The organism is Mesorhizobium sp. WSM3879 (assembly GCF_002294915.1).
Classification (GTDB): domain Bacteria; phylum Pseudomonadota; class Alphaproteobacteria; order Rhizobiales; family Rhizobiaceae; genus Mesorhizobium.
The window spans coordinates 346,445-365,831 of record NZ_NSFZ01000002.1 but is presented as its reverse complement, the minus strand read 5'-3'; the positions used below and the strand labels follow the sequence as shown (position 1 = coordinate 365,831).

20 protein-coding genes are annotated in these 19,387 nt (G+C 64.7%); 4 read left to right on the top strand and 16 right to left on the bottom strand.

All coding sequences use genetic code 11. The features are described from left to right. The first annotated feature begins 129 nt into the window (after window positions 1–129). The gene (locus tag CK218_RS05135; RefSeq protein WP_066999089.1) at window positions 130–1,386 is read left to right on the top strand and encodes an aminopeptidase; all 1,257 of its coding nucleotides are present in this window, start codon (window positions 130–132) and stop codon (window positions 1,384–1,386) included. 22 nt (window positions 1,387–1,408) lie between these two features. Continuing rightward, complete coding sequence (locus CK218_RS05130) at window positions 1,409–1,756, top strand: DUF488 domain-containing protein (protein ID WP_066999070.1); 348 nt, start codon at window positions 1,409–1,411, stop codon at window positions 1,754–1,756. A gap of 196 nt (window positions 1,757–1,952) precedes the next feature. On the opposite strand, the gene CK218_RS05125 is transcribed toward CK218_RS05130, so the two are convergent. The 10 genes from CK218_RS05125 to CK218_RS05085 form a co-directional block, all read right to left on the bottom strand. Next, on the bottom strand, window positions 1,953–2,300 hold the full coding sequence (locus CK218_RS05125; protein WP_095827066.1) for an ArsC family reductase: 348 nt from the start codon (window positions 2,298–2,300) through the stop codon (window positions 1,953–1,955). Window positions 2,301–2,484: 184 nt separating this feature from the next. Beyond that, window positions 2,485–2,718, bottom strand: a complete 234-nt coding sequence (locus CK218_RS05120) for a nuclear transport factor 2 family protein (protein WP_245434902.1) — start codon at window positions 2,716–2,718, stop codon at window positions 2,485–2,487. After that, a complete protein-coding gene (locus CK218_RS31050) occupies window positions 2,688–2,837 on the bottom strand; it encodes a hypothetical protein (protein ID WP_245434900.1) in 150 nt (49 codons plus the stop codon). The genes CK218_RS05120 and CK218_RS31050 overlap by 31 nt, the downstream gene beginning before the upstream one ends. 107 nt (window positions 2,838–2,944) lie before the next feature. Beyond that, a complete protein-coding gene (locus CK218_RS05115) occupies window positions 2,945–3,922 on the bottom strand; it encodes a 2-dehydropantoate 2-reductase (protein WP_095827065.1) in 978 nt (325 codons plus the stop codon). Further along, window positions 3,922–5,451 carry an acyl--CoA ligase gene (locus CK218_RS05110; protein WP_095827064.1) on the bottom strand — a complete coding sequence of 510 codons (1,530 nt, stop codon included), beginning with the start codon at window positions 5,449–5,451 and terminating at the stop codon, window positions 3,922–3,924. The genes CK218_RS05115 and CK218_RS05110 overlap by 1 nt, the downstream gene beginning before the upstream one ends. A gap of 50 nt (window positions 5,452–5,501) precedes the next feature. Continuing rightward, the gene (ggt, locus tag CK218_RS05105; protein ID WP_095827063.1) at window positions 5,502–7,088 is read right to left on the bottom strand and encodes a gamma-glutamyltransferase; all 1,587 of its coding nucleotides are present in this window, start codon (window positions 7,086–7,088) and stop codon (window positions 5,502–5,504) included. 24 nt (window positions 7,089–7,112) lie between these two features. Continuing rightward, entirely contained in the window at window positions 7,113–7,913 is an 801-nt protein-coding gene (locus tag CK218_RS05100; RefSeq protein WP_095827062.1) for an ABC transporter permease, read from the bottom strand. Beyond that, window positions 7,910–8,833, bottom strand: a complete 924-nt coding sequence (locus CK218_RS05095; protein WP_095776231.1) for an ABC transporter permease — start codon at window positions 8,831–8,833, stop codon at window positions 7,910–7,912. The genes CK218_RS05100 and CK218_RS05095 overlap by 4 nt, the downstream gene beginning before the upstream one ends. After that, entirely contained in the window at window positions 8,830–9,912 is a 1,083-nt protein-coding gene (locus CK218_RS05090; RefSeq protein ID WP_095827221.1) for an ABC transporter ATP-binding protein, read from the bottom strand. The genes CK218_RS05095 and CK218_RS05090 overlap by 4 nt, the downstream gene beginning before the upstream one ends. A 76-nt stretch (window positions 9,913–9,988) precedes the next feature. Then, complete coding sequence (locus tag CK218_RS05085; protein WP_067327790.1) at window positions 9,989–11,029, bottom strand: ABC transporter substrate-binding protein; 1,041 nt, start codon at window positions 11,027–11,029, stop codon at window positions 9,989–9,991. A gap of 226 nt (window positions 11,030–11,255) precedes the next feature. Between CK218_RS05085 and CK218_RS05080 the strand changes: the two genes are divergently transcribed. Continuing rightward, window positions 11,256–11,957 carry a GntR family transcriptional regulator gene (locus CK218_RS05080; protein ID WP_179294427.1) on the top strand — a complete coding sequence of 234 codons (702 nt, stop codon included), beginning with the start codon at window positions 11,256–11,258 and terminating at the stop codon, window positions 11,955–11,957. A gap of 9 nt (window positions 11,958–11,966) precedes the next feature. Here CK218_RS05080 and CK218_RS05075 read toward each other — a convergent pair whose 3' ends face one another. The 6 genes from CK218_RS05075 to CK218_RS05050 all read right to left on the bottom strand — a co-directional run bounded on the left by CK218_RS05075 (window position 11,967) and on the right by CK218_RS05050 (window position 18,028). Further along, window positions 11,967–13,052, bottom strand: coding sequence for an ABC transporter ATP-binding protein (locus tag CK218_RS05075; RefSeq protein WP_095827060.1), 1,086 nt, complete (start codon window positions 13,050–13,052; stop codon window positions 11,967–11,969). Then, window positions 13,042–13,644, bottom strand: a complete 603-nt coding sequence (locus tag CK218_RS05070; protein ID WP_066988889.1) for a cupin domain-containing protein — start codon at window positions 13,642–13,644, stop codon at window positions 13,042–13,044. The genes CK218_RS05075 and CK218_RS05070 overlap by 11 nt, the downstream gene beginning before the upstream one ends. A gap of 205 nt (window positions 13,645–13,849) precedes the next feature. Beyond that, window positions 13,850–14,920: an ABC transporter substrate-binding protein gene (locus CK218_RS05065; RefSeq protein WP_066988891.1), complete on the bottom strand. Its 1,071-nt coding sequence runs from the start codon at window positions 14,918–14,920 to the stop codon at window positions 13,850–13,852. 27 nt (window positions 14,921–14,947) lie between these two features. Continuing rightward, entirely contained in the window at window positions 14,948–15,769 is an 822-nt protein-coding gene (locus tag CK218_RS05060) for an ABC transporter permease (RefSeq protein WP_067327787.1), read from the bottom strand. Beyond that, entirely contained in the window at window positions 15,766–16,653 is an 888-nt protein-coding gene (locus tag CK218_RS05055; RefSeq protein ID WP_095827059.1) for an ABC transporter permease, read from the bottom strand. The genes CK218_RS05060 and CK218_RS05055 overlap by 4 nt, the downstream gene beginning before the upstream one ends. A 94-nt stretch (window positions 16,654–16,747) precedes the next feature. After that, window positions 16,748–18,028, bottom strand: coding sequence for an FAD-dependent oxidoreductase (locus CK218_RS05050; protein WP_245434898.1), 1,281 nt, complete (start codon window positions 18,026–18,028; stop codon window positions 16,748–16,750). A 195-nt stretch (window positions 18,029–18,223) separates the two neighbouring features. Here CK218_RS05050 and CK218_RS05045 point away from each other — a divergent pair, with 195 nt between their 5' ends. Continuing rightward, the gene (locus CK218_RS05045) at window positions 18,224–19,381 is read left to right on the top strand and encodes a fumarylacetoacetate hydrolase family protein (protein WP_095827057.1); all 1,158 of its coding nucleotides are present in this window, start codon (window positions 18,224–18,226) and stop codon (window positions 19,379–19,381) included. Window positions 19,382–19,387: the final 6 nt, after the last annotated feature.

The window sequence follows — 19,387 nt, the reverse complement described above, 5'->3', positions numbered from 1 at the left end:
CATGATCTTGTCCGAACACCGCCATGCACTTTTCGCGATCATGCTTGGAGGCCCAGTCGATCGCGGTGGAAAGGCCAGGCGCAGCGGTCTATGTAAGGACCAGACCCCAAAAACATGGCAGGCAGGATCATGACCACACATTCGCGCGGCGTCTCGGCAACCATCGACCCGGTGAAGCTCGACAGGCTGGCCGAAGTCGCCGTCAAGGTCGGGCTGCAGTTGCAGCCGGGACAGGACCTGGTGCTGACGTCCTCGATCGCAGCGCTGCCGCTGACCCGGCGCATCGTCGAGCATGCCTATAAGGCCGGCGCCGGGCTGGTGACGCCGATCTTCAACGACGACGAGATCACGCTGGCGCGTTTCCGCTATGGCGCCGACGCCGGCTTCGACCGCGCCGCCGGCTGGCTTTACGAAGGCATGGCGAAAGCCTTCGCCAACAATGCGGCGCGGCTTGCGGTGCGCGGCGAGGATCCGTCTCTGCTGTCGGCGCAGGACCCGGCCAGGGTGGCGCGCGCCAACAAGGCGAATTCGATGGCGTACCAGCCGGCGCTCGAAAAAATCACCGGTTTCGACATCAACTGGAACATCGTCGCATATCCGGATGTTGCCTGGGCTCGCCAAGTGTTCCCGGGCGAGCCCGACGATGTTGCGGTGGTGAGGCTCGCCGACGCGATCTTCTCGGCCTCGCGCGTCGATGTCGAGGATCCGATCGGCAACTGGAAGGCGCACAACGCGGCCTTGGCCGAGCGCACGAAATGGCTGAACGAGCACAATTTCGACGCACTGCATTTCACCGGACCGGGCACCGACCTCACCGTCGGCCTGGCGGAAGGTCATGAGTGGATGGGCGGCGCTTCGACGGCGAAGAACGGCATCACCTGCAATCCGAACATCCCGACCGAGGAAGTCTTCACCACGCCGCATGCGAGGCGCGTCGAAGGCCATGTTTCCTCGACCAAGCCGCTCTCCTACCAGGGCACGCTGATCGACGAGATCTCGGTGCGCTTCGAGGTCGGTCGGATCGTCGAGGCCAAGGCCTCGAAGGGCGAGGACGTTCTGAAAAAGGTGCTGGACACCGACGAGGGCGCGCGCCGGCTCGGCGAAGTGGCGCTGGTGCCGCATTCCTCGCCGATCTCGAAGAGCGGGCTGCTGTTCTTCAACACGCTGTTCGACGAGAACGCCGCCTGCCACATCGCGCTGGGACAGTGCTATTCGAAGTGCTTCGTCAACGGCGCCTCGCTCAGCCAGGACGAGATTGCCGAGCGCGGCGGCAACAAGAGTTTCATCCACATCGACTGGATGATCGGCTCGGACAAGATCGACATCGACGGCGTCGGCAAGGACGGCAGCCGCGTGCCGGTGATGCGCAAGGGCGAGTGGGCCTGAGAGACCCGACGCGGAGACAGCCTTGGACGTAGCGGTAAAGCGCGTCTACGACGCGTCGGAGAGGAGCGACGGCCAGCGGGTGCTTGTCGACCGCGTCTGGCCGCGCGGCGTCTCCAAGAAGGACGCCGCGCTGGACCTTTGGCTGAAGGAGATCGCGCCGAGCACCGAACTGCGCAAATGGTTCGGGCATGATCTCGAACGATGGCCGGAGTTCCAGAAGCGGTACTGCGCCGAGCTGGACGGCAACGAGGAGGCTGTGGCGCAGCTGCGAGAACTGCTGCGCCACGGCAAGGTGACGCTGCTCTTCGGCGCGCATGACGAGGCGCATAACAATGCGGTGGCGTTGATGGGGTATTTGCGGAGGGAGTAACCTCTCTCTCGTCGTCATCCTCGGGCTTGACCCGAGGATCCATGCCGTGACTGTCACCGAAGGACGCAACGGAGCAGAACTCTTAACCGCACAACGCTCTAGCGTCGCGGCATGGATCCTAGGGTCTGCGCGCGCCGCTTCGCTCCTTGCTCCGCCCTAGGATGACGAGGGGATAGTGTGCCGCGCCTGCCGAATCCTACTTCACCGCCTCTTCATAAACATCCGGCTTGAAGCCAACCAGGATGCGGCCACCCACCTCCAGCACGGGGCGCTTGATCATGGTCGGCTTGGCCAGCATCAGCGCCTTGGCCTTCTTCTCGTCGAGCGCTTCCTTGTCCTTCTCCGGCAGTTCGCGAAAAGTCGTGCTGCCCTTGTTGAGCAGTCTCTCCCAGCCGACCTTATCGACCCAGCCATTCAGCCTTTCCGCCTCGATCCCTTCGGCGCGATAGTCATGGAAGCGGTAGGGAAGGTCGCGGCTCTCCAGCCAGACGCGCGCCTTCTTGATCGTGTCGCAGGTGGTGATGCCGTACATGGTGATCGTCAATTCGGACCTCGGGCCGATGGATTGCGAATCTGGCCGAATCCTGGGCTTGCCTTGCCCGCTTTGCCAGCGTGACTACGTGAAGACGATTTGGCGCTCTCCATGGCGGCCGGAATATCATCTTGGCCGCCGTGTCTGATTTTCAGATCCTGCAACGAAGATTCGGAATGCCAGACGCCGATCGCCTTCAATAGTAGAAGCGCTCTTCGCTGATCTTGCCGTTCTTGACCGTATAGAGGCCAACCTCATCCATTTTGACGCGTTCGCCGGTAGATTTGGGCGTCACGTCAAAGGTGAAGCGCAAGGCGAACTGGTCGCCATTGACGTAGGGGCCCTCGATCGAGCCGCCGTGAACCTCATGGTTCGCTTCCCACCATTCGCCCTTCTGCTTTACGGCGTCCCTGCCGCTGCAAACGGCCATGGCCCTTCCATCGCCTCGTAGCTGACGATGTTGTCGGCATTGTATTTCGCGGCAGCGCCGCGGTTGTCGCCCTGCTTGAGGAGTTCGGTGAAATGCTTGGCGACGTCGGCAGTGGTCATGATTTCCTCCCGGTTTGGACAGACCCCAGATAGGGAGCTCCCTCGTGACCTGCCATCGCCGAAGCGTCGGTAGCTGACAAATCGTGTCAGGATCGAATGCCGGTCTGCTAATAACACCCGCGCTCGATCGCCAGCCGGCGCACCAGCGCCAGCACGGTGTCGATGGCCGGCGTCGGCTGGCCGGTCAGGCGGCCAAGCTCCTGCACTGCCGTGACCAGCGCGTCGACCTCCATCGGGCGGCCGCGTTCGAGGTCCTGCAACATCGAGGTCTTGTGCCCGCCGACATCGCCGGCGCCCTTGATGCGCCGGTCGACGGGGATCAGGAAGCGCACGTCGAGGCGCTCGCCAATCGCCTGCGCCTCCAGCATCATGGCGCGGGCGACGGCCCGCGTGCCTTCATCGGCGACGATCGCCGCAAGCGTGCTGCCGGTCAGCGCCGAGATCGGGTTGAACGAGAGATTGCCCCAAAGCTTCACCCAGATTTCCGAACGTATGTCCTCGCGGACCGGCGCCTGCAGCCCGGCCTTGACCATCTCGCGCGCCAGCACACTCACCCGCTCGCTTTTTTCGCCCGAAGGCTCGCCGAGCGAAAAGCGCGTGCCCTCGACATGGCGGATCCGCCCGGGCGCATCGACCTCGACGGCCGGATAGACGACCGAGCCGATGACGCGCCCGGGCCCGATGGTCTCCCAGATCCTTCCGCCGGAATCGACCGCATCAAGCCGCGTGCCTTCGAGCGCGCCGCCGGACTTGTAGAAGTACCACCAGGGCACGCCGTTCTGCATGGTGACCACGGCTGTCCCCTCGCCCAGCAGCGGTGCAATCTCGCCCAGCGCCGGCGCCAGAGAATGCGCTTTCAGCGCCAGCACCACGTAATCCTGAATGCCGAGTTCTTCGGCCGTGGCCGCTGCTCTCACCCGGGCGATCGTCTCCTTGCCGTCCTCAACCAGGCGTAGGCCATCGGCCTGGATCGCTTCGAGATGCGCGCCGCGCGCGACGATCGACAGATCGACGCGGCCGGCAATCGCCAGCTTGGCGGCGAGATAGCCGCCGATGGCGCCGGCGCCGAAGACTGTAATGCGCATCAGCTCAAACCGAGTTTTGCCGCGAGGCCTATGCGCTGCAATTTGCCGGTGGCGCCCTTCGGGATCTCGTCCAGGATCACCACCTTGCGCGGCACCTTGAAATCGGCGAGCCGAGTCGCGGCAAAGCCGCGAATGTCGGCCTCGCTGGCGCTCTGGCCTTCCCGCAGCACGACAGCGGCAGCCACTTCCTCGCCGAGCTTGTCATGCGGCATGGCGAAGGTGACGACCTGCGCCACCGCCGGATGATCCATCAGCACGCCATCGACCTCGAGCGGAGAGATCTTTTCGCCGCCGCGATTGATGATCTCCTTCAAACGGCCGGTAACGCGCAGATAATTGTCCTCGTCCAGCACGCCCTGGTCGCCGGTGTGGAACCAGCCATGCGCGAAGGCGCTGGCGTTGGCGTCCGGATTCTTCTCGTAGCCGGCGGTGACGTTCGGGCCGCGAATGACGATCTCGCCGATCTCGCCGGGCTCGAGCAGCCTTCCATCCGGCGCCATGACGGCCACTTCCGGTCCGGCCGAGGCGCCGACGCTGCCCGGCTTGCGCAGTCCGGGTGGCAGCCGGTTGGACGCCATCTGGTGCGCGGCCTCGGTCATGCCGTAGGCCTCGATCACCGGGCAGCCGAAAGTCGCCTCCAGCTCTGCCATGACCTGCGCCGGGAGTGAGGCCGACGACGAGCGGATGAAACGCAGCTTCGCTTCGGCCAGTTGCTCGGGATTGCGCGCGGCGCGCGGCAGGATCGCCTGGTGCATCGTCGGCACCGCCGTATACCAGGTTGGCTTCGCTTCGGAGAGCCATTGGAAAAAGCGCAGCGCGTTGAAGCCCGGCGTGCAGAAGACGCTGGCGCCGGCGGCGAGCGAGGACAGCACCGCCGCGATCAGCCCGTGGATGTGAAACAGCGGCATGATGTTGAGGCAGCGGTCGGCCGAGCCCAGGCCCAGCGTGGCGCCGATATGCGCGGCCGAGGCGGCGAGGTTGGCGTGGCTGAGCGGCACCAGCTTCGGCCGCGATGTAGTGCCGGAGGTATGCAGAAGGAGAGCGGTGTCGCTGTCTTCGGCCAAGCCGGAGGCAACCGACGGCCCGACCGGGCCGCCCTCGATGGTGAAGATGCCGGCCGGCGCGCCTTCAGGCACCGCCAGCCGCAGCACCGCAATGCCGAGGCGTTCGGCAACTTCGACCGAGGGTCCTTGCTCGTCCTTGCCGACAAGGATCGCCTTGACGCCGATGTCGCTGAGATAGAAATCGAGCTCGTCGGCCCGGTAGGCTGGATTGAGCGGCGCGGTGGACGCGGCGGCGGCGACCGCGATGAAGGCCGTTGCCATCTCCGGGCCGTTCGGCAGCACGATGGCAACGCGGTCGCCACGGCCGATGCCGAGCGTGTTGAGCCGGGTCACGGTCTCTTGGATCAGACGGCGCAGCCCCCCATGCGAGAGGACTGTCCGGTCGGGCGCGGCGATGGCTGGCGCGTCTTCGGCGCCGGGCGCGAGGCGATGAGCAAGATCAAAGGGATTTTCGCTTGTTGTCATGGTTCCAGACTATGTTTCGAACGATCGGCCTATGTCCAGCAAAGGGCTGCTCAATATCCGAGCGCCAAGCCGTCCTTGCGCGGATCGGAGGCGCCGGTCAGCGTGCCTTTTTCCCAATCGATGAGCACCGCCTGCCCGCCGCCGAGCGGATGGTCTGGCTCGACAACACGATGGCCGCGGCGGCGCAGGCCTTCGATCGTATCGGGACGCACGCTTCGCTCGGCTTCCACGACGTCGTGATTGTAAAAGACGCGCGGCGCATCCAAGGCCTGCTGCGGATCCATGCCGAAGTCTATCATGTTGGTCAAAAGATGGACATGGCCGAAGGGCTGATAGCCGCCGCCCATGACGCCGAAGGGCATCACGGCACGGCCGTCCCTCACCATCATGCCCGGCATGATCGTGTGCATCGGCCGCTTGCGCGGCGCTATTGCGTTCGGATGCTTCGGATCGAGCCGGAACGAAGTGCCGCGGTTCTGCAGCACGACGCCGGTCTTCGGACCGACGACGCCGCTGCCGAAGGAATAATAGGTCGAGTTGATGAAGCTCACCGCGTTCCGGTCGCGGTCGACGACGGTGATGTAGACCGTGTCGCTGCCCGGCAAAACGACGCGCGGCAAATGCGTCATGGCGCGTTCCCGCTCGATGGCGGCGCGCAGCCGGTCGGCATAGGCGATGGAGAGGAGTTCCTTCACCGGCACCGCAACGTGATCCTGATCCGCGAGCAGATTGTCGCGGTCGCGATAGGCCAGCCGGCCGGCCTCGATCTCCAGATGCAGGCGCTCGGCGCCATTCGGGTCAAGCGCGGCGAGATCGAAGCCGGCGAGCACGTTCAGCATCAATAGCGCGGTCAGGCCCTGATTGTTCGGCGGCATCTGGTGGATGTCATGACCGCGATAGGAGGTGCTGACCGGCGTCTTGTAGTCGCCCTTCGTCGCGGCGAAATCGTCCAGCGTATGAAGGCCGCCGAGTTGGCGAAGCCGGCCGACAATGTCTTCCGCAACGGCGCCTTCGTAGAAACCGGTGCGGCCGCGCTTCGCGATGGTGCGCAGCGTTTGCGCCAGTTCCGGCTGGCGATGCACATCGCCGGCCCGGGGTGGCTTGCCGCCAGGCAGGAAGATGCGCGCCGCCACTTCGTCGGCCGACAGGTCGGTTTCCGGATCCTCCCAGTCGAAGGCGACGCGGTCGTGCACGACGTAGCCTTCTTCGGCATAGCGGATGGCGGGTGCGAGCGCTTCGGCTATGCCCTTTCGGCCGTGATCGTCCAGCAGCCGGCACCAGGCGTCGACGGCGCCGGGAATGGTGACCGCGTGCGCGCCCTGCTTCGGCAGCTCGCTGAAACCTCTCTCCAGATACCAGTCGACCGTAGCGGCCTGGGGCGCGCGGCCTGAGCCGTTGAAGGCGATCACATTGCCTTCTCCCTTCGGGCAGTAGAGCACGAAGCAGTCGCCGCCGATACCGGTCGATTGCGGCTCGACAACCGCCTGCACGGCCGCGGCGCAGACAGCCGCATCCATGGCGTTGCCGCCGGACCGCAACATGTCGATGGCGGCAAGTGTCGCGAGCGGATGCGAGGTCGCGGCCATGGCTTCGGTGGCGCGGACCGGCGAGCGGCCTGGAAACTGGAAATCACGCATTCTGTTCGAGGTATCCCTGTATTCTCAACGTCCGCGGCCGAAAAGCTGGGCGGCGGACAACAAGACGATCGATAGCACGATCAGGCAAGTCGAAATGGCGGCAATCGTCGGATCGATCTGGTCGCGCAATGCATTGAACATGCGGCGCGTCAGCGTCGTGGTCTCACCGCCCGAGATGAAGAGCGACACCACCACCTCGTCGAAGGAGGTGATGAAGGCAAAGAGCGCGCCCGAGACGATCGAGAAGCGCAACTGCGGCATGGTCACCTGGAAGAAGGCCGCGAAGCGGCCGGCGCCAAGGCTGCGCGCCACCATCTCCTGGTTCATATCGTAAGAGCGCAGCCCCGACAGGACGGTGAGCACGACCAGCGGCAAAGCCTGGACGGTGTGGGCGATGACGAGGCCGGTCAGCGTGTTGTTGAGGCCGATGCGGGCATAGAGGAAGAAAGTGCCGATGCCGATCAGGATGACCGGAATGATCAGCGACGCGGTGAGCAGCGCATTGATGGCGCCGGTCAGCCTGAGCGTGCCGGCGTTGATGGCATAGGCAGCTGCGGTGCCGAGCGGCGTCGCCACGATCGCGGTCATCACCGCCACCTTCACCGAGACGATGGTTGCGTCGCGCCATTCGACGGAACCGAAATAGCTCTCATACCAGCGCAGCGACCATTGCTCGGGCGGGAACTGCAGCAGCGTCGAGCCGGAGAAGGACATGATGACGATAATCACCGAGGGCGCGATCAAAAACAGCATGACGAGGCCGCCGAGCAGATAGAGCCAGAGGCGTTGCCAATGCGTTATAGGCAGGCTGCTTTCCGCCCTCATCGCTGGCTCCAAACGCCGGTGGCGCGCGCGCCGAGCAGCCACTGGAACAAGCCGAGCAGCGCCAGCGTGACGGCAAGCAGCACGACGCCGAGCGCAGCACCCGCGCCCCAGTTCGAGTAGAGGCTGGTCGCCTGCTCCATGCGCATCGCCCACATGATGACCTTGCCGCCGCCCATCAGCGCCGGCGTGACGAAAAAGCCGAGGCAAAGCACGAAGACGATGACCACGCCAGAGGCGAGGCCCGGCAGCGATAGCGGGAAAAAGATCTGCCGGAAGGTGGCGGCGGGGCTGGCGCCGAGATTCATGCCGGCGCGCAGGCAGTCGACATCGATGGTCTTCATCGAAGCATAGAGCGGCAGCACCAGGAAGGGCAGCATGATGTGGGTCATGCCGATGACGACGCCGGCGAAATTGTTGGCGAGCGGCAGCGGCTGGCCGATCACGCCGAGATCGATCAGCCAATTGTTGATCAGCCCCTTGCGCTGCAAAATGACCAGCCAGGCATAGGTGCGCACCAGCACCGAGGTCCAGAACGGCAGGATGACGAAGATCAGGCAGATCGAGGCGGCGCGACGCGGCAGCTGTGACAGCATATAGGCCAGCGGGTAGCCGAACAGCACGCAGGCGCCGGTGACAACAAAGGCAACCTTGAAGGTGGTCGCGAAGGTCTTGATGTAGGACGCCTGCTCGAAGAAGCGCGCGTAATTGGCGAGGCTGAGCTGGCCGCTCTCGTCGAACAACGACAGCCAGAACAGCCAGCCGATCGGTACGATGATGACGGCGAATACCAGGAACAGCCCGGGCGACAGCAGCGCCAGAAGCCCCAGCGCCTGGCGCCTGGCATCGGAGCGCAATGCCCTGGCGTTGAGTTCCCCGTCCTGCCGGACGGCGTGACCAAGACTGGCGGACCCGATGCTCATTGATCCGTCACCAGCACGACGTCCTGGGCATCGATGCCGAGCGTGATCGGCTCGCCCGGCGCCGGCAGCTTCGCCAGCACGTCGCTGCGACAATAGTCGCGCAGCGTCACCTGGCGACCGTCGCGAAGCGTCGCGTAGCAGATGAAGCTGTCGCCCTGATAGATGACATCGCCGACCGTTGCCGGCAGCGCGTTGACGGGACGTGCCTGATCCGCGTCGGCGAGCAGCCGCAATTTCTCCGGCCGCACCACCATCAAGTGCCGACCGGCGGACGGCGCCGGGTCATTCATGCGCAGCTTCCGATCCTCATACCAGACGCTGCCGTTGCGGCATTCGACCGGGATGAAATTGGATTCGCCGATGAAGCCGGCGACGAACTTCGTCTTAGGCCGGGCGTAGAGCACCTCGGGCTGGTCGATCTGCTCGATGCGTCCGGCATTCATGACCGCGATGCGATCGGACATGGTGATCGCCTCGCGCTGGTCGTGCGTGACGTAGACCGTCGTCATGCCGAGCCGCCGATGCAGGTTGCGCAGTTCGATCTGCATGTGCTCGCGTAAGCCTTTGTCGAGCGCCGACAGCGGCTCGTCCATCAGCACGATGCGCGGCTCGAAGACGATCGCGCGGGCCAAAGCCACGCGCTGGCGCTGGCCGCCGGAAAGCTGGTCGACGCGGCGCTCGCCGAGACCTTTCAGTTGCACCAGGTCCAGCGCCCGCTCGACACGCTCGGCCGTTTCCGCCGCCGATACGCGCCGCTGCTTCAGCGGAAAGGCAATGTTGTGGAAGACGTTCATGTGGGGAAATAGCGCATAGTTCTGGAACACCATGCCGATGTTGCGCTTGTGTGGCGGCATGGTGATGATCTCCTCGCCGCCGACCTTGATCGAGCCGGCATTGGCTCGCACGAAGCCGGCCAGGATCATCAGCAGCGTGGTCTTTCCGGACCCCGACGGACCGAGCAGCGTCAGGAAATCACCGGCCGCGACATCGAGGCTTAGATCGCTCAGGATGGAGAGCGCGCCGAAGCGCTTCTCGATACCGTGGATGCCGATGGGAAGCGCGGTCGGCGCAAGAGACAAGAGCATCTCCTTCAACTCCGGATCATTGATAGCGCGGCGGAGCAGCGCCTCGTCGCGCCGCTCCGCCGCGCAGTCGTTATTGCTGGATCAGGTTGTTGAACTTCTCCGTCGCCTCGACGAGGTTGTCGCGCCAGAACTCGGGATCCTGAAGCACCTGCTTCTTGACGTTGTCGGGCGCGGAGTTGATGTCCTTGATGCGCTCCTGCGGGATCTTGCCGGTCTCGAAGGCCTTCTCGTTGGCCGGGCCGTTGTCGACATAGAGCGGCAGATTGGCCTGGAGGTCGGGGCTGACGAACTTGGCCAGCGCTTTCATCGCGAGGTCCTTGTTCTTCGAGCCCTTCGGGATGACCATGCAGTCGGCGGTAAGCACACCCTGGTCGAAGGAGAAGCTGACAGGTGCGCCTTCCTTCCTCAGGGTGCCGGCGCGGCCGTTCCAGATGCTCGCCATATCGACCTCACCGTCCTTGACGAGTTGCATGGCCTGCGCGCCCGAGGTCCACCAGGCGTCGATGTGACCCTTGACCTTGTCGACGGATTGCAGCGCGCCGTCGATGTCGACCGGATAGACCTTGTCGATCGGAGTGCCTTTGGCGAGCGCCGCGACGCTCAGTGTCTCCGTCGCCTGGCTGCCGGAGAGCGCCCGCCGGCCCGGGAACTTTTCCACGTCCCAGAAATCGGCCCAGGTCTTCGGTCCCTTGTCGCCGAAAACATCGGTCCGGTAGATCAGCACGACGGACGTGTAGGAGATGCCAACCCAGTCGTCATGGACGAGCTTCGGGTTGATGCCGCTCTTGTCGATGACGTTGTAGTCGAGCTTTTCGAACAGGCCCTCCTTGGAACCGCGCGCGCATTCGTCGGCGCCAAGCTCGGTGATGTCCCATTTCACCGCATTGCCGGTGACCTGCAGGCGCACGTCGTCGAGGCCGTTGGTGGTGTCCTGCTTGATGGTGATGCCGAGTTCCTTGGCCGTCGGATCGAAGAAGGCCTTGGTCTGTGCCTCCTGATAGGTGCCGCCCCATGAGGCGACGGTGATGGTGTCGGCGGCCGAGGCCGGAACGGCGGCCGAGGCCAGCAGGCCGGCTACGGCCAGACCGTGAATGCAAAGTCTCTTCGTCATTTTCGCTTCTCCAACCGGTGTTCCCATTATCGTTGATTTGGTATGCGAATTTGTATACAATTTTGAGTGTAATTCTCCGGAAGCCGATGTCAACATGTGCCGAGCGTTTTTTGGGCGGCGATGAGTTGAGGCTTCGGGGCGGGAGCGTTTGATACGGCCCTGTTTCAAGCAGGAGCCAAAACGCACTAGGCTGCGAATCCGTGACTGACCGTTGGAGGCGGGACGCTTGAGCAAGGAGAGAAAGAACACGCTGCGCGATTCGGTGTTCGAGAAGCTGAAGGCGTTGATCATCACCGGCCAGATCCCGCCAGGCGGCCGCGTGACCGAGAACGAGATCGCCGAGCGCCTGAAGGTGAGCCGCACGCCGGTGCGCGAAGCCTTCAACCGTCTCGAGCGCGACGGCCTGGTGATCGGACGTCCGCGCCAGGGCTATATTGTTGCCGAGTTCAACCTGACCATGTTCCGCGAGGCCTTCGACATTCGCGAGCTGCTCGACGGGCGCGCGACCGAGCTGGCAGCGGCGAACGCGACCGCCGCCGACAAGGCGCGGCTGCGCGACATGCTCGCCGAATGCGAACGGCTGGCGGCAATCCCCGACCGCAGCACACGAGAGAAATTCGAGGAACTGCAGGTCGGCATCGATCTGCACCGTTTGATCGCCGAGATCAGCGGCAACGAGATGCTGCACGGCATGCTTTGCGGCATCCTCGACAAATGCCAGCAATATGTGTGGACCGAGCTTCTGTGGCTGGACGAGTGGAAGCTCACCCGCGAGGAGCATACGGGCATCGTCGACGCGATCTGCGCCGGTGATGTCGCTTTAGCCGGCGAGCGCGCTCGCGCCCATGTGCGCGGCTCGCGCGAGAACATCCTGCGCCTGCTGCAGGCCAAGTCCGATTATCAGGGCTTTTTCGTCAAGGCTTCGTGAGGCCGGCGATCAGTTCGAGAGCACAGGGCAGTTGGCGCCACGCCGCAGGCTGATGTGCGCTACGTCGCCGATGCTGAATCGAAAACCGTCGGCGCGGCGTGGGGCATCGATGACGATTGCAGTCCCCTGCCCCAGTTCGACGTGAAGGCGCAGCGTGCGACCGTGGAAGACGATGCCACTCACCCGCGCCGGCGCGGTGCCTTCGGCGGCCTCGATGGCCGCCACAAGATCCTCCGGACGAACGCCGATGGTTCGTGCGTCGCCGACAGCCGGTGTCTCGCCGGTTTCCAGTATGGCCTCCAGCGGCAGCTCGCCGGCGGTAAAGCGCAGCCGCCCGCCGTCGCGCCCGACAAAGCGTGACTGCAGGAGATTCATGGTGCCGATGAAGGAGGCGACGAACCGCGTCGCCGGACGGTCGTAAAGCGTCGCGGGCGGCGCGATCTGCTCGATGCGGCCCTTGTTCATGACGACGATGCGGTCGGAAATCGACAGCGCCTCGGTCTGGTCGTGCGTGACCATGACGAAGGTGGTGCCGAGCCGGGACTGAAGCCGCTTGAGCTCGACCTGCATCTGCTCGCGCAGATGCGCGTCGAGGGCCGACAGCGGCTCGTCGAGCAAGAGCACACGCGGCTCGCAGACGATGGCGCGGGCAAGCGCGACGCGCTGGCGCTGACCGCCCGACAGTTCGGAGATGCGGGCGCACAGCTTGTCGGCTAGGCCGACCATGTCAAGCGCCTGACCGACGCGCTTGGCCTGCTCGGTACCGGACAGTTTGCGCAGCGAGAGGCCGAAGCCGACGTTCGCCGCGACGTCCATATGCGGGAACAGCGCATAGTCCTGAAAGACGGTGTTGACCGGACGGTCGAAGGGCCTCAGACCGGTGATGTCACCGCCTTCGAGCAGCACTTTGCCGCGGGTCGGGCTCTCGAAGCCGGCGATGACGCGCAGGCTCGTCGTCTTGCCGCAGCCTGAGGGGCCGAGCAGGGTCAGGAACTCGCCCGCCGCAATGTCGAGATCGACCGCATCGAGCCCGACCACGCCGCCCGGGAAGACCTTCGAGACGTTCTCTAGACGAACGAGCGCGTCAGGCGCCATCGCGCACCTCGGAGGGTTTTGTCGTGTTGACCCACAGGATCTGGCAGCGCTCGGCGCCCGGATTGCGGAAGGCATGCAGCAGCGTGCTCTTGAAGCCAAAGCTGTCTCCGGCCTTCAGCACATAGGCCGTGGCGTCAACCACCAGCTCGACCTCGCCCGTCATCACGAAGCCGAATTCGTGGCCGGCATGGGCATAAGCCTCGGCGGTGCCGCCGCCGGCCTCGACCGTCACCAGCATTCCGGTGAGTGTGGCGGCGGGCGGCGACAGCAGCGCCTTGGCGATCCCCTCGGACTTGACCGGGATTGCGCGCCGCTTGTCGGCGCGCACGCAATAGAGGTCGTTGACCGCTTCATCGCCGTCGGCGATCAGGGCCGAGGGCTCGATGTCGAGGGCGGCGGCCAGCGGCCAGATCACCTTGACGCGCAGCGAGGACATGCCGCGCTCGATCTGGCTGAGCGCGCCGATCGATATGCCGGCCTTGGCGGCGAGCTCGGCCAGCGACAGCTTGCGCTCGAGCCTCAGCGCCCGCACGCGCCGGCCGACACGCACGTCGGCATCGTCCTTCGGTTTTGCTTCGTCAACAATGTCCATCAAATAGTCCTTGTTGTCTTTCCACCGGTGCGGCGCAGCGCCGCCAGGCCCCCCTTCCCCCCTTGTGGGGGAAGGTGTCGCCGAAGGCGACGGATGAGGGGTGCTCCAGCGAAGTGAGACGTCGGCGTTCCCTGGATCACCCCTGATCCGTCTCGGCGCTGCGCGCCGATCCACCTTCTCCCACAAGGGGAGAAGGCAAGTGCGCTCAGCCGCCGGCTTTCACCTTCTCGAACATCTTGGCGACGTCGTCGTTCTGCTTCATTGGTCCGGTGAAGATCGTGCTCTTCAGCATCACGTCGGGATCCGCCGGCAGCTGCAGCTTGTCCAGCTCGTCTTTCGACACGCCGGCGAAGGCGGTCGAAAGCGAGCTGCCATAGCCGTAGGACTGGATGAGGTACTTGCCCGAATCGGCGTCGAGCCGGCTGTTGATGAAGTCATAGGCGAGATCGACGTTCTTGGCGTCCTTCAGCATGACGAAGCCGCAGGCCCAGGTGAGCATGCCTTCCTTCGGCTTCATGAACTCGACCGGCACGCCCTGCTTCTTCAGCGACGTGGCCGACGCGTTCCAGGTCATGGCGGCGACCAACTGGCCGCTGGCCAGCGCCTGCTCGACCGAGGTCATGTCGGTGGTGTAGCTCGACAGCAGCGGCCGCTGCTCGCGCAGTTTCGCGGCGACCTTTTCCATCTGCTCCGGCGTCATGTCGAAGGGGTTCACGCCAGCCAGAAGTGCCGCGACGATCGGCGTGTCATGCACGGCGTCGATGGTCGCCATGCGGCCGGCATATTGCTTGTCCCACAAAAGGTTCCAGCTCGCCTCGGGGTTCTTGACCAGATCTGTGCGGTAGAGGATCGAGGTGTTGCCCCAGTCCCACGGCACCATCCAGACCTTGCCGTCGCCGGCCTGCAGGTCGGGCAGGTTCTTGAACACCGGGAAGATCGAATCCCAGTTCTTGATGCGCTTGGTGTCGATCGGCTGCAGCAGGCCTTCCTTGTTCCAGCGCGCCACCTTGTCGTAGCAGGGATGGGCGATGTCGGGCCTGAAGCCGGCCTTGACCTTGGTGAAGGCATCGTCGTCATCGCCGAAGATCGTGGCCTCGACGCCGTCCGGATGCGCGGTGAGGAAGCTCTTGTTGAAGTCGGGCAGCTCGTAGCCCGACCAGGTGAAATATTGCAGCTTGTCGGCAGCCAAAGCGACGGTCGACGACAGCGCCAGGGCGAGTGCGGCTAGGCCCGCGCGGGCTTTATATCCCGTGATCGATTTCAGGTGGACTGTCATTTTCGTTCTCCTCTTTCTTGTTGTGGTTCAGGCTGGATTGCGGCGCGCGGCGCCGAGGCCGCGATGGCGCAGGATCTCGGCGAGGGTGGCGATGACGAAGGACACGGCCAGGATCACCGTTCCGAGCGCCATCACCGTCGGCAGCGAACGCGGGAAGCGCAGTTGGCTCCAGATGTAGAGCGGCAGCGTCGGCTCGGTGCCGGCGAGGAAGAAGACGACGATGAACTCGTCGAAGGAGGTCAGGAAGGCGAGCATGAAGGCCGACAGCACCGCCGGCAGGCTGAGCGGAAGCATGACGCGCCGGAACGTTGTCCAGTCCGACGCCCCAAGGTCGAGCGCCGCCTCGCGAATGGTCTTTGGGATCGCCGCGAATCGGCTGCGCATCACCACCACCGTCGTCGGCAGCGCCACCAGGATATGGCCGAGCACAATTGCGACGCGCGACGGGCCGAGGCCAATGAGATTGACCAGGATCAAGAGCGAGATGCCGACGATGACGCCGGGGATCAGGATCGGCAGCCGGGCTATGGCACTGATCGTAGCCGCGAGCGGCGAGCGGCCGTAGAGGTCCATATAGGAAACGGTGATGCCGCATAGCGTTGCCCCCGAGGCAGCAACGACACCGATGACGAGACTGTTGGCCAAAGCGCCGGAGAGCGCCGGATTGCCGTAGAGGGTCTCGTACCAACCGAGCGTGAAGCCCTGCAGCGGAAACGCCGCCTGGATGGAATCGTTGAAGGAAAACAGCGGGATCAAAAGGATAGGCAGATAGAGGAAGACGAGATAGGCAAGCACATAGAGGCCGAGCCAGCGGCCGCCCGCATTTGCCTCTTTGCGCGCCGCGCTCATGTGCGGCTGCCAAACCGGCGGTCGGCGCCGCGCGCGACCAGGACCACGCACAGGATGACCAGCATGACGCAGACCGACAGGGCCGCGCCGAACGGCCAGTCATTGGCCTTGCCGAATTGCGACTGGATCAGCGTGCCGATCATGGTGCTGGCCGGGCCGCCGACCATAGCCGGCGTGACATAGTCGCCGACGGTCGGCACGAAGACGACGAGAGCCGCCGCCAGCACGCCCGGCATCGAATTGGGCAGCACGACGCGGCGGAACGACGTGAACGGGCGCGCGCCGAGATCGGAGGCGGCTTCGAGCAGCGATTTCGGGATGGTATCCAGCGCCACGTAGATGGGCAGGATGGCGAAAGGCGCGTAGGCGTGCGCAAGCGTCACCACCACCGCGGCCGGCGTGTTGAGGAAGGCGAGCGTCGGCTCCGACCAGAGGCCGCTTTCGATGAAAGCCGAGTTCAGCACGCCGTTATAGGCAAGCACGATCTTCCAGGCAAAGACGCGCAAAAGGTAGCTGGTCCAGAACGGCAGCGTGACCAGGAAGAGCAGCAGGTTGCGCCGGCGGCCGGCATGGAAGGCGAGGTAGTAGGCGACCGGATATGCAGTAGCGACGGTGGCGAGCGTCACCAGGCCGGCGATGACCAGCGAGCGCAGCGTCACCGTCCAGTAGAGCGGATCGGTGGCCACAGTTACGAAGTTTGCCGCCGTCAGGCCGGCGCCGAGCAGCGAGCCGTCATTGCTCCTGAAGGCAAGGAAGAGCACAAGGCCGAGGGCAAAGAGGATGAGGAAGAAGGTGACCACCCCGCCGGGCAACAGCATGGCAAAGCGGAAAACCGGCGAGATGCGGGTTTCCGGCGATGGCCGCGCTGCAACGATGGTGGACATCTGCTAGCTGCCCATCGGATTTTTGAAATCAGCTAATGATTTTTCATATTCCTGAAACTGTCAAGCTAAATCGGTGATGCGCTGCACGCGTCCCTCAGCGCTCGAGGGCATCCAGCATCCGATACCAGGCGATGGTGGCGGCGACGCCGACCTGGCGGAAGGCGTGGAACGGGATCGGCCGGATCGGCGACAGCGGGAAAGGCAATCGACTGACATCGCCGGTCGCGAGGTAACCCGCCATGCGCTTGCCCAGCGCGCTCATCAGTCCGACGCCCCTGCCCTGGCAACCGACCACGGCGAGCAGGCCCTTTTCCGGCTCATGCAGGTGCGGGAGATGATCCGGGGTCATCGCCACGCGGCCGAACCAGCGCTTTTCGACGGCGATGCCGGCAAGCGCCGGATAGAGCCGAAGCAGCGCGCGTTCGCAATGGGCCCAGTCGGCCGCGCTTGAAGGCGGGGCCATGCGGCCGCGTCCACCCAACACCATCCGGCCGTCAGGGCCCTTGCGGTAATAGACCAAGATGCGGCGGGAATCGGAAACGGCTTGCCCGCCGGGCAGGATGCTTGCGGCAAGCTCCGCCGGCAGCGGTGCCGTGGCGATCTGGAAGGAATGCAGCGGCACGATTGTTTGCGCGAGGCCGGGCAGCAGGCCATCCGTATAGGCGTTGGTGGCGAGTACGACCCTCGTCGCGCGCAGTTCGGCGCCGCCTTGCGTGGAGACCCGCCAGACGCCGGCTTCCTTGGTGAGCCTCACCACCCGCTGCTGCTCGGCGATCCCGGCGCCGACGGCAGAGGCGACGCGGGCAAGCTCGAGCGTGTAGGACAGCGGATCGATGACGCCGGCGCGGCGGTCGAGCCAGCCGCCAAGATAGCCCTTGGCGCCGGTCATCGCGGCGATCTCGGCCCGGTCGAGCAGCTTGACGTCGGCGCCACGCGCCCGCCATTGCCGATCCCGGTTCGCCGCCGCCTTCAGCGCGGTCTCGGTGTGCGCGGCCTGGATCCAGCCCTTCCGCGTGAACGGCACCGCAAGCTTCTCGTCACGGATCACATGGAACACCGCGTCGGCCGTCGAGGCGGCGAAGTCGACGAGGGCCTCGCCGCGCTCCTTGCCAAAGTGCTCGATCAGCCATTCGGGATCATATTTGAGGCCGGGAATGACCTGGCCGCCGTTCAAGCCCGACGCGCCCTGCCCGATCGCGCCGGCATCCAGCACCTGGACGGAAAGACCGGCGCTTGCCGCGTGCAAGGCGGTCGACAGACCCATGATGCCGCCGCCGACGATCACCGCATCGAGCGTGCCGTCGCTCGACAGCTCTGACTGGAACGCCGGAGCTGTTGGAGGCTTTTGCCAGATCGGATCGGAAAAGGTGGGCAATTGGTCACCTGAGGCGCTGGAGGCTCGTGAAAGTCCTATTGCTGATTTCATGAATTTGAAAGAGGACCCGATGGGCCAGTCCGCGCTTGGCTATGTGACAGCATGCCATTGGCTCATAACCTCGCCATCGATGGGATAGACGTTTGCATTAAATGCGGGGAAAGTGCCGCGCGACAATCGAGAGGACAGAAGACCATGACCGATTTAACCCGCCTCCCTGGCGACGGCCTTTTCGTCGGCCGCGCCAGGACCAGCGAAGCCTCCCATCCGCTGGTGGTCACCGTGCGCGCAGGCGAGGTCATCGACATCACGTCGAGCGCGGCGCCTACCGTGCGCGACCTCTGCGAGCTGAAGGACCCGGCCGCCTACGTGCGCTCGGCCCGCGGCGAGGCAATCGGCGCGCTGGAAGACATCGCAACCAACAGCTTCGCGTCTCAGCGCGACGCCAAGAAGCCGATCCTGCTCTCCCCCGTCGACCTGCAGGCGGTGAAGGCTTCCGGCGTCACCTTCGTCGTCAGCCTGCTCGAGCGCGTCATCGAGGAGCAGGCGCGCGGCTCCGCGGAAAAGGCCGACGCCATCCGCGCCGACATCGCCGGGCTGATCGGCCATGATCTCTCCAAGCTCAAGCCAGGCTCGCCGGAAGCGATGGAGATCAAGGCCAAGCTGATTTCGCGCGGCGTCTGGTCGCAATATCTGGAAGTTGGCATCGGCCCCGATGCCGAGATCTTCACCAAATGCCAGCCGATGGCCTCCGTCGGCTTCGGCGCCGATGTCGGGCTGCATCCGGTCTCCACCTGGAACAATCCGGAGCCGGAGATCGCGATGATCGCCGACAGCTTAGGCCGCATCGTCGGCGCCACGCTCGGCAACGATGTCAATCTGCGCGATGTCGAAGGACGCTCGGCGCTGCTGCTCGGCAAGGCCAAGGACAACAATGCTTCCGCCTCGCTTGGACCTTTCATCCGGCTCTTCGACGAGACCTTTTCCATCGCCGACGTGAAGCGCGCCACGGTGCGGCTAAGCGTCGAGGGCGAGGACGGTTTTTCGCTGGAGGGCGCAAGCTCGATGGCCGAGATCAGCCGCTCGCCGGAAGAGCTGGTCAGAGCCGCGATGGGACCTCATCACCAGTACCCGGACGGGCTGGCGCTCTATCTCGGCACCATGTTCGTGCCGTCGAAAGATCGCGGCGAAAAGGGCAAGGGCTTCACCCACAAGGTCGGCGACACCGTCACCATCTCGTCGGAAAAGTTGGGCGCGCTGACCAACCGGGTGCGCCTGTCGCCCGACTGCCCGCCCTGGACCTACGGCGCCAGCCACCTGATGCGCGACCTCGCCAGAGCCGGTCTGATCTAGCAGCGG

Coding starts and splice junctions, on each gene's coding strand:
- CK218_RS05135 (WP_066999089.1), top strand. CDS start 130: ATGACCACACATTCGCGCGGCGTCTCGGCAACCATCGACCCGGTGAAG.
- CK218_RS05120 (WP_245434902.1), bottom strand. CDS start 2,718: ATGGCCGTTTGCAGCGGCAGGGACGCCGTAAAGCAGAAGGGCGAATGG.
- CK218_RS31050 (WP_245434900.1), bottom strand. CDS start 2,837: ATGACCACTGCCGACGTCGCCAAGCATTTCACCGAACTCCTCAAGCAG.
- CK218_RS05115 (WP_095827065.1), bottom strand. CDS start 3,922: ATGCGCATTACAGTCTTCGGCGCCGGCGCCATCGGCGGCTATCTCGCC.
- CK218_RS05110 (WP_095827064.1), bottom strand. CDS start 5,451: ATGACAACAAGCGAAAATCCCTTTGATCTTGCTCATCGCCTCGCGCCC.
- ggt (WP_095827063.1), bottom strand. CDS start 7,088: ATGCGTGATTTCCAGTTTCCAGGCCGCTCGCCGGTCCGCGCCACCGAA.
- CK218_RS05100 (WP_095827062.1), bottom strand. CDS start 7,913: ATGAGGGCGGAAAGCAGCCTGCCTATAACGCATTGGCAACGCCTCTGG.
- CK218_RS05095 (WP_095776231.1), bottom strand. CDS start 8,833: ATGAGCATCGGGTCCGCCAGTCTTGGTCACGCCGTCCGGCAGGACGGG.
- CK218_RS05085 (WP_067327790.1), bottom strand. CDS start 11,029: ATGACGAAGAGACTTTGCATTCACGGTCTGGCCGTAGCCGGCCTGCTG.
- CK218_RS05075 (WP_095827060.1), bottom strand. CDS start 13,052: ATGGCGCCTGACGCGCTCGTTCGTCTAGAGAACGTCTCGAAGGTCTTC.
- CK218_RS05070 (WP_066988889.1), bottom strand. CDS start 13,644: ATGGACATTGTTGACGAAGCAAAACCGAAGGACGATGCCGACGTGCGT.
- CK218_RS05065 (WP_066988891.1), bottom strand. CDS start 14,920: ATGACAGTCCACCTGAAATCGATCACGGGATATAAAGCCCGCGCGGGC.
- CK218_RS05060 (WP_067327787.1), bottom strand. CDS start 15,769: ATGAGCGCGGCGCGCAAAGAGGCAAATGCGGGCGGCCGCTGGCTCGGC.
- CK218_RS05055 (WP_095827059.1), bottom strand. CDS start 16,653: ATGTCCACCATCGTTGCAGCGCGGCCATCGCCGGAAACCCGCATCTCG.
- CK218_RS05045 (WP_095827057.1), top strand. CDS start 18,224: ATGACCGATTTAACCCGCCTCCCTGGCGACGGCCTTTTCGTCGGCCGC.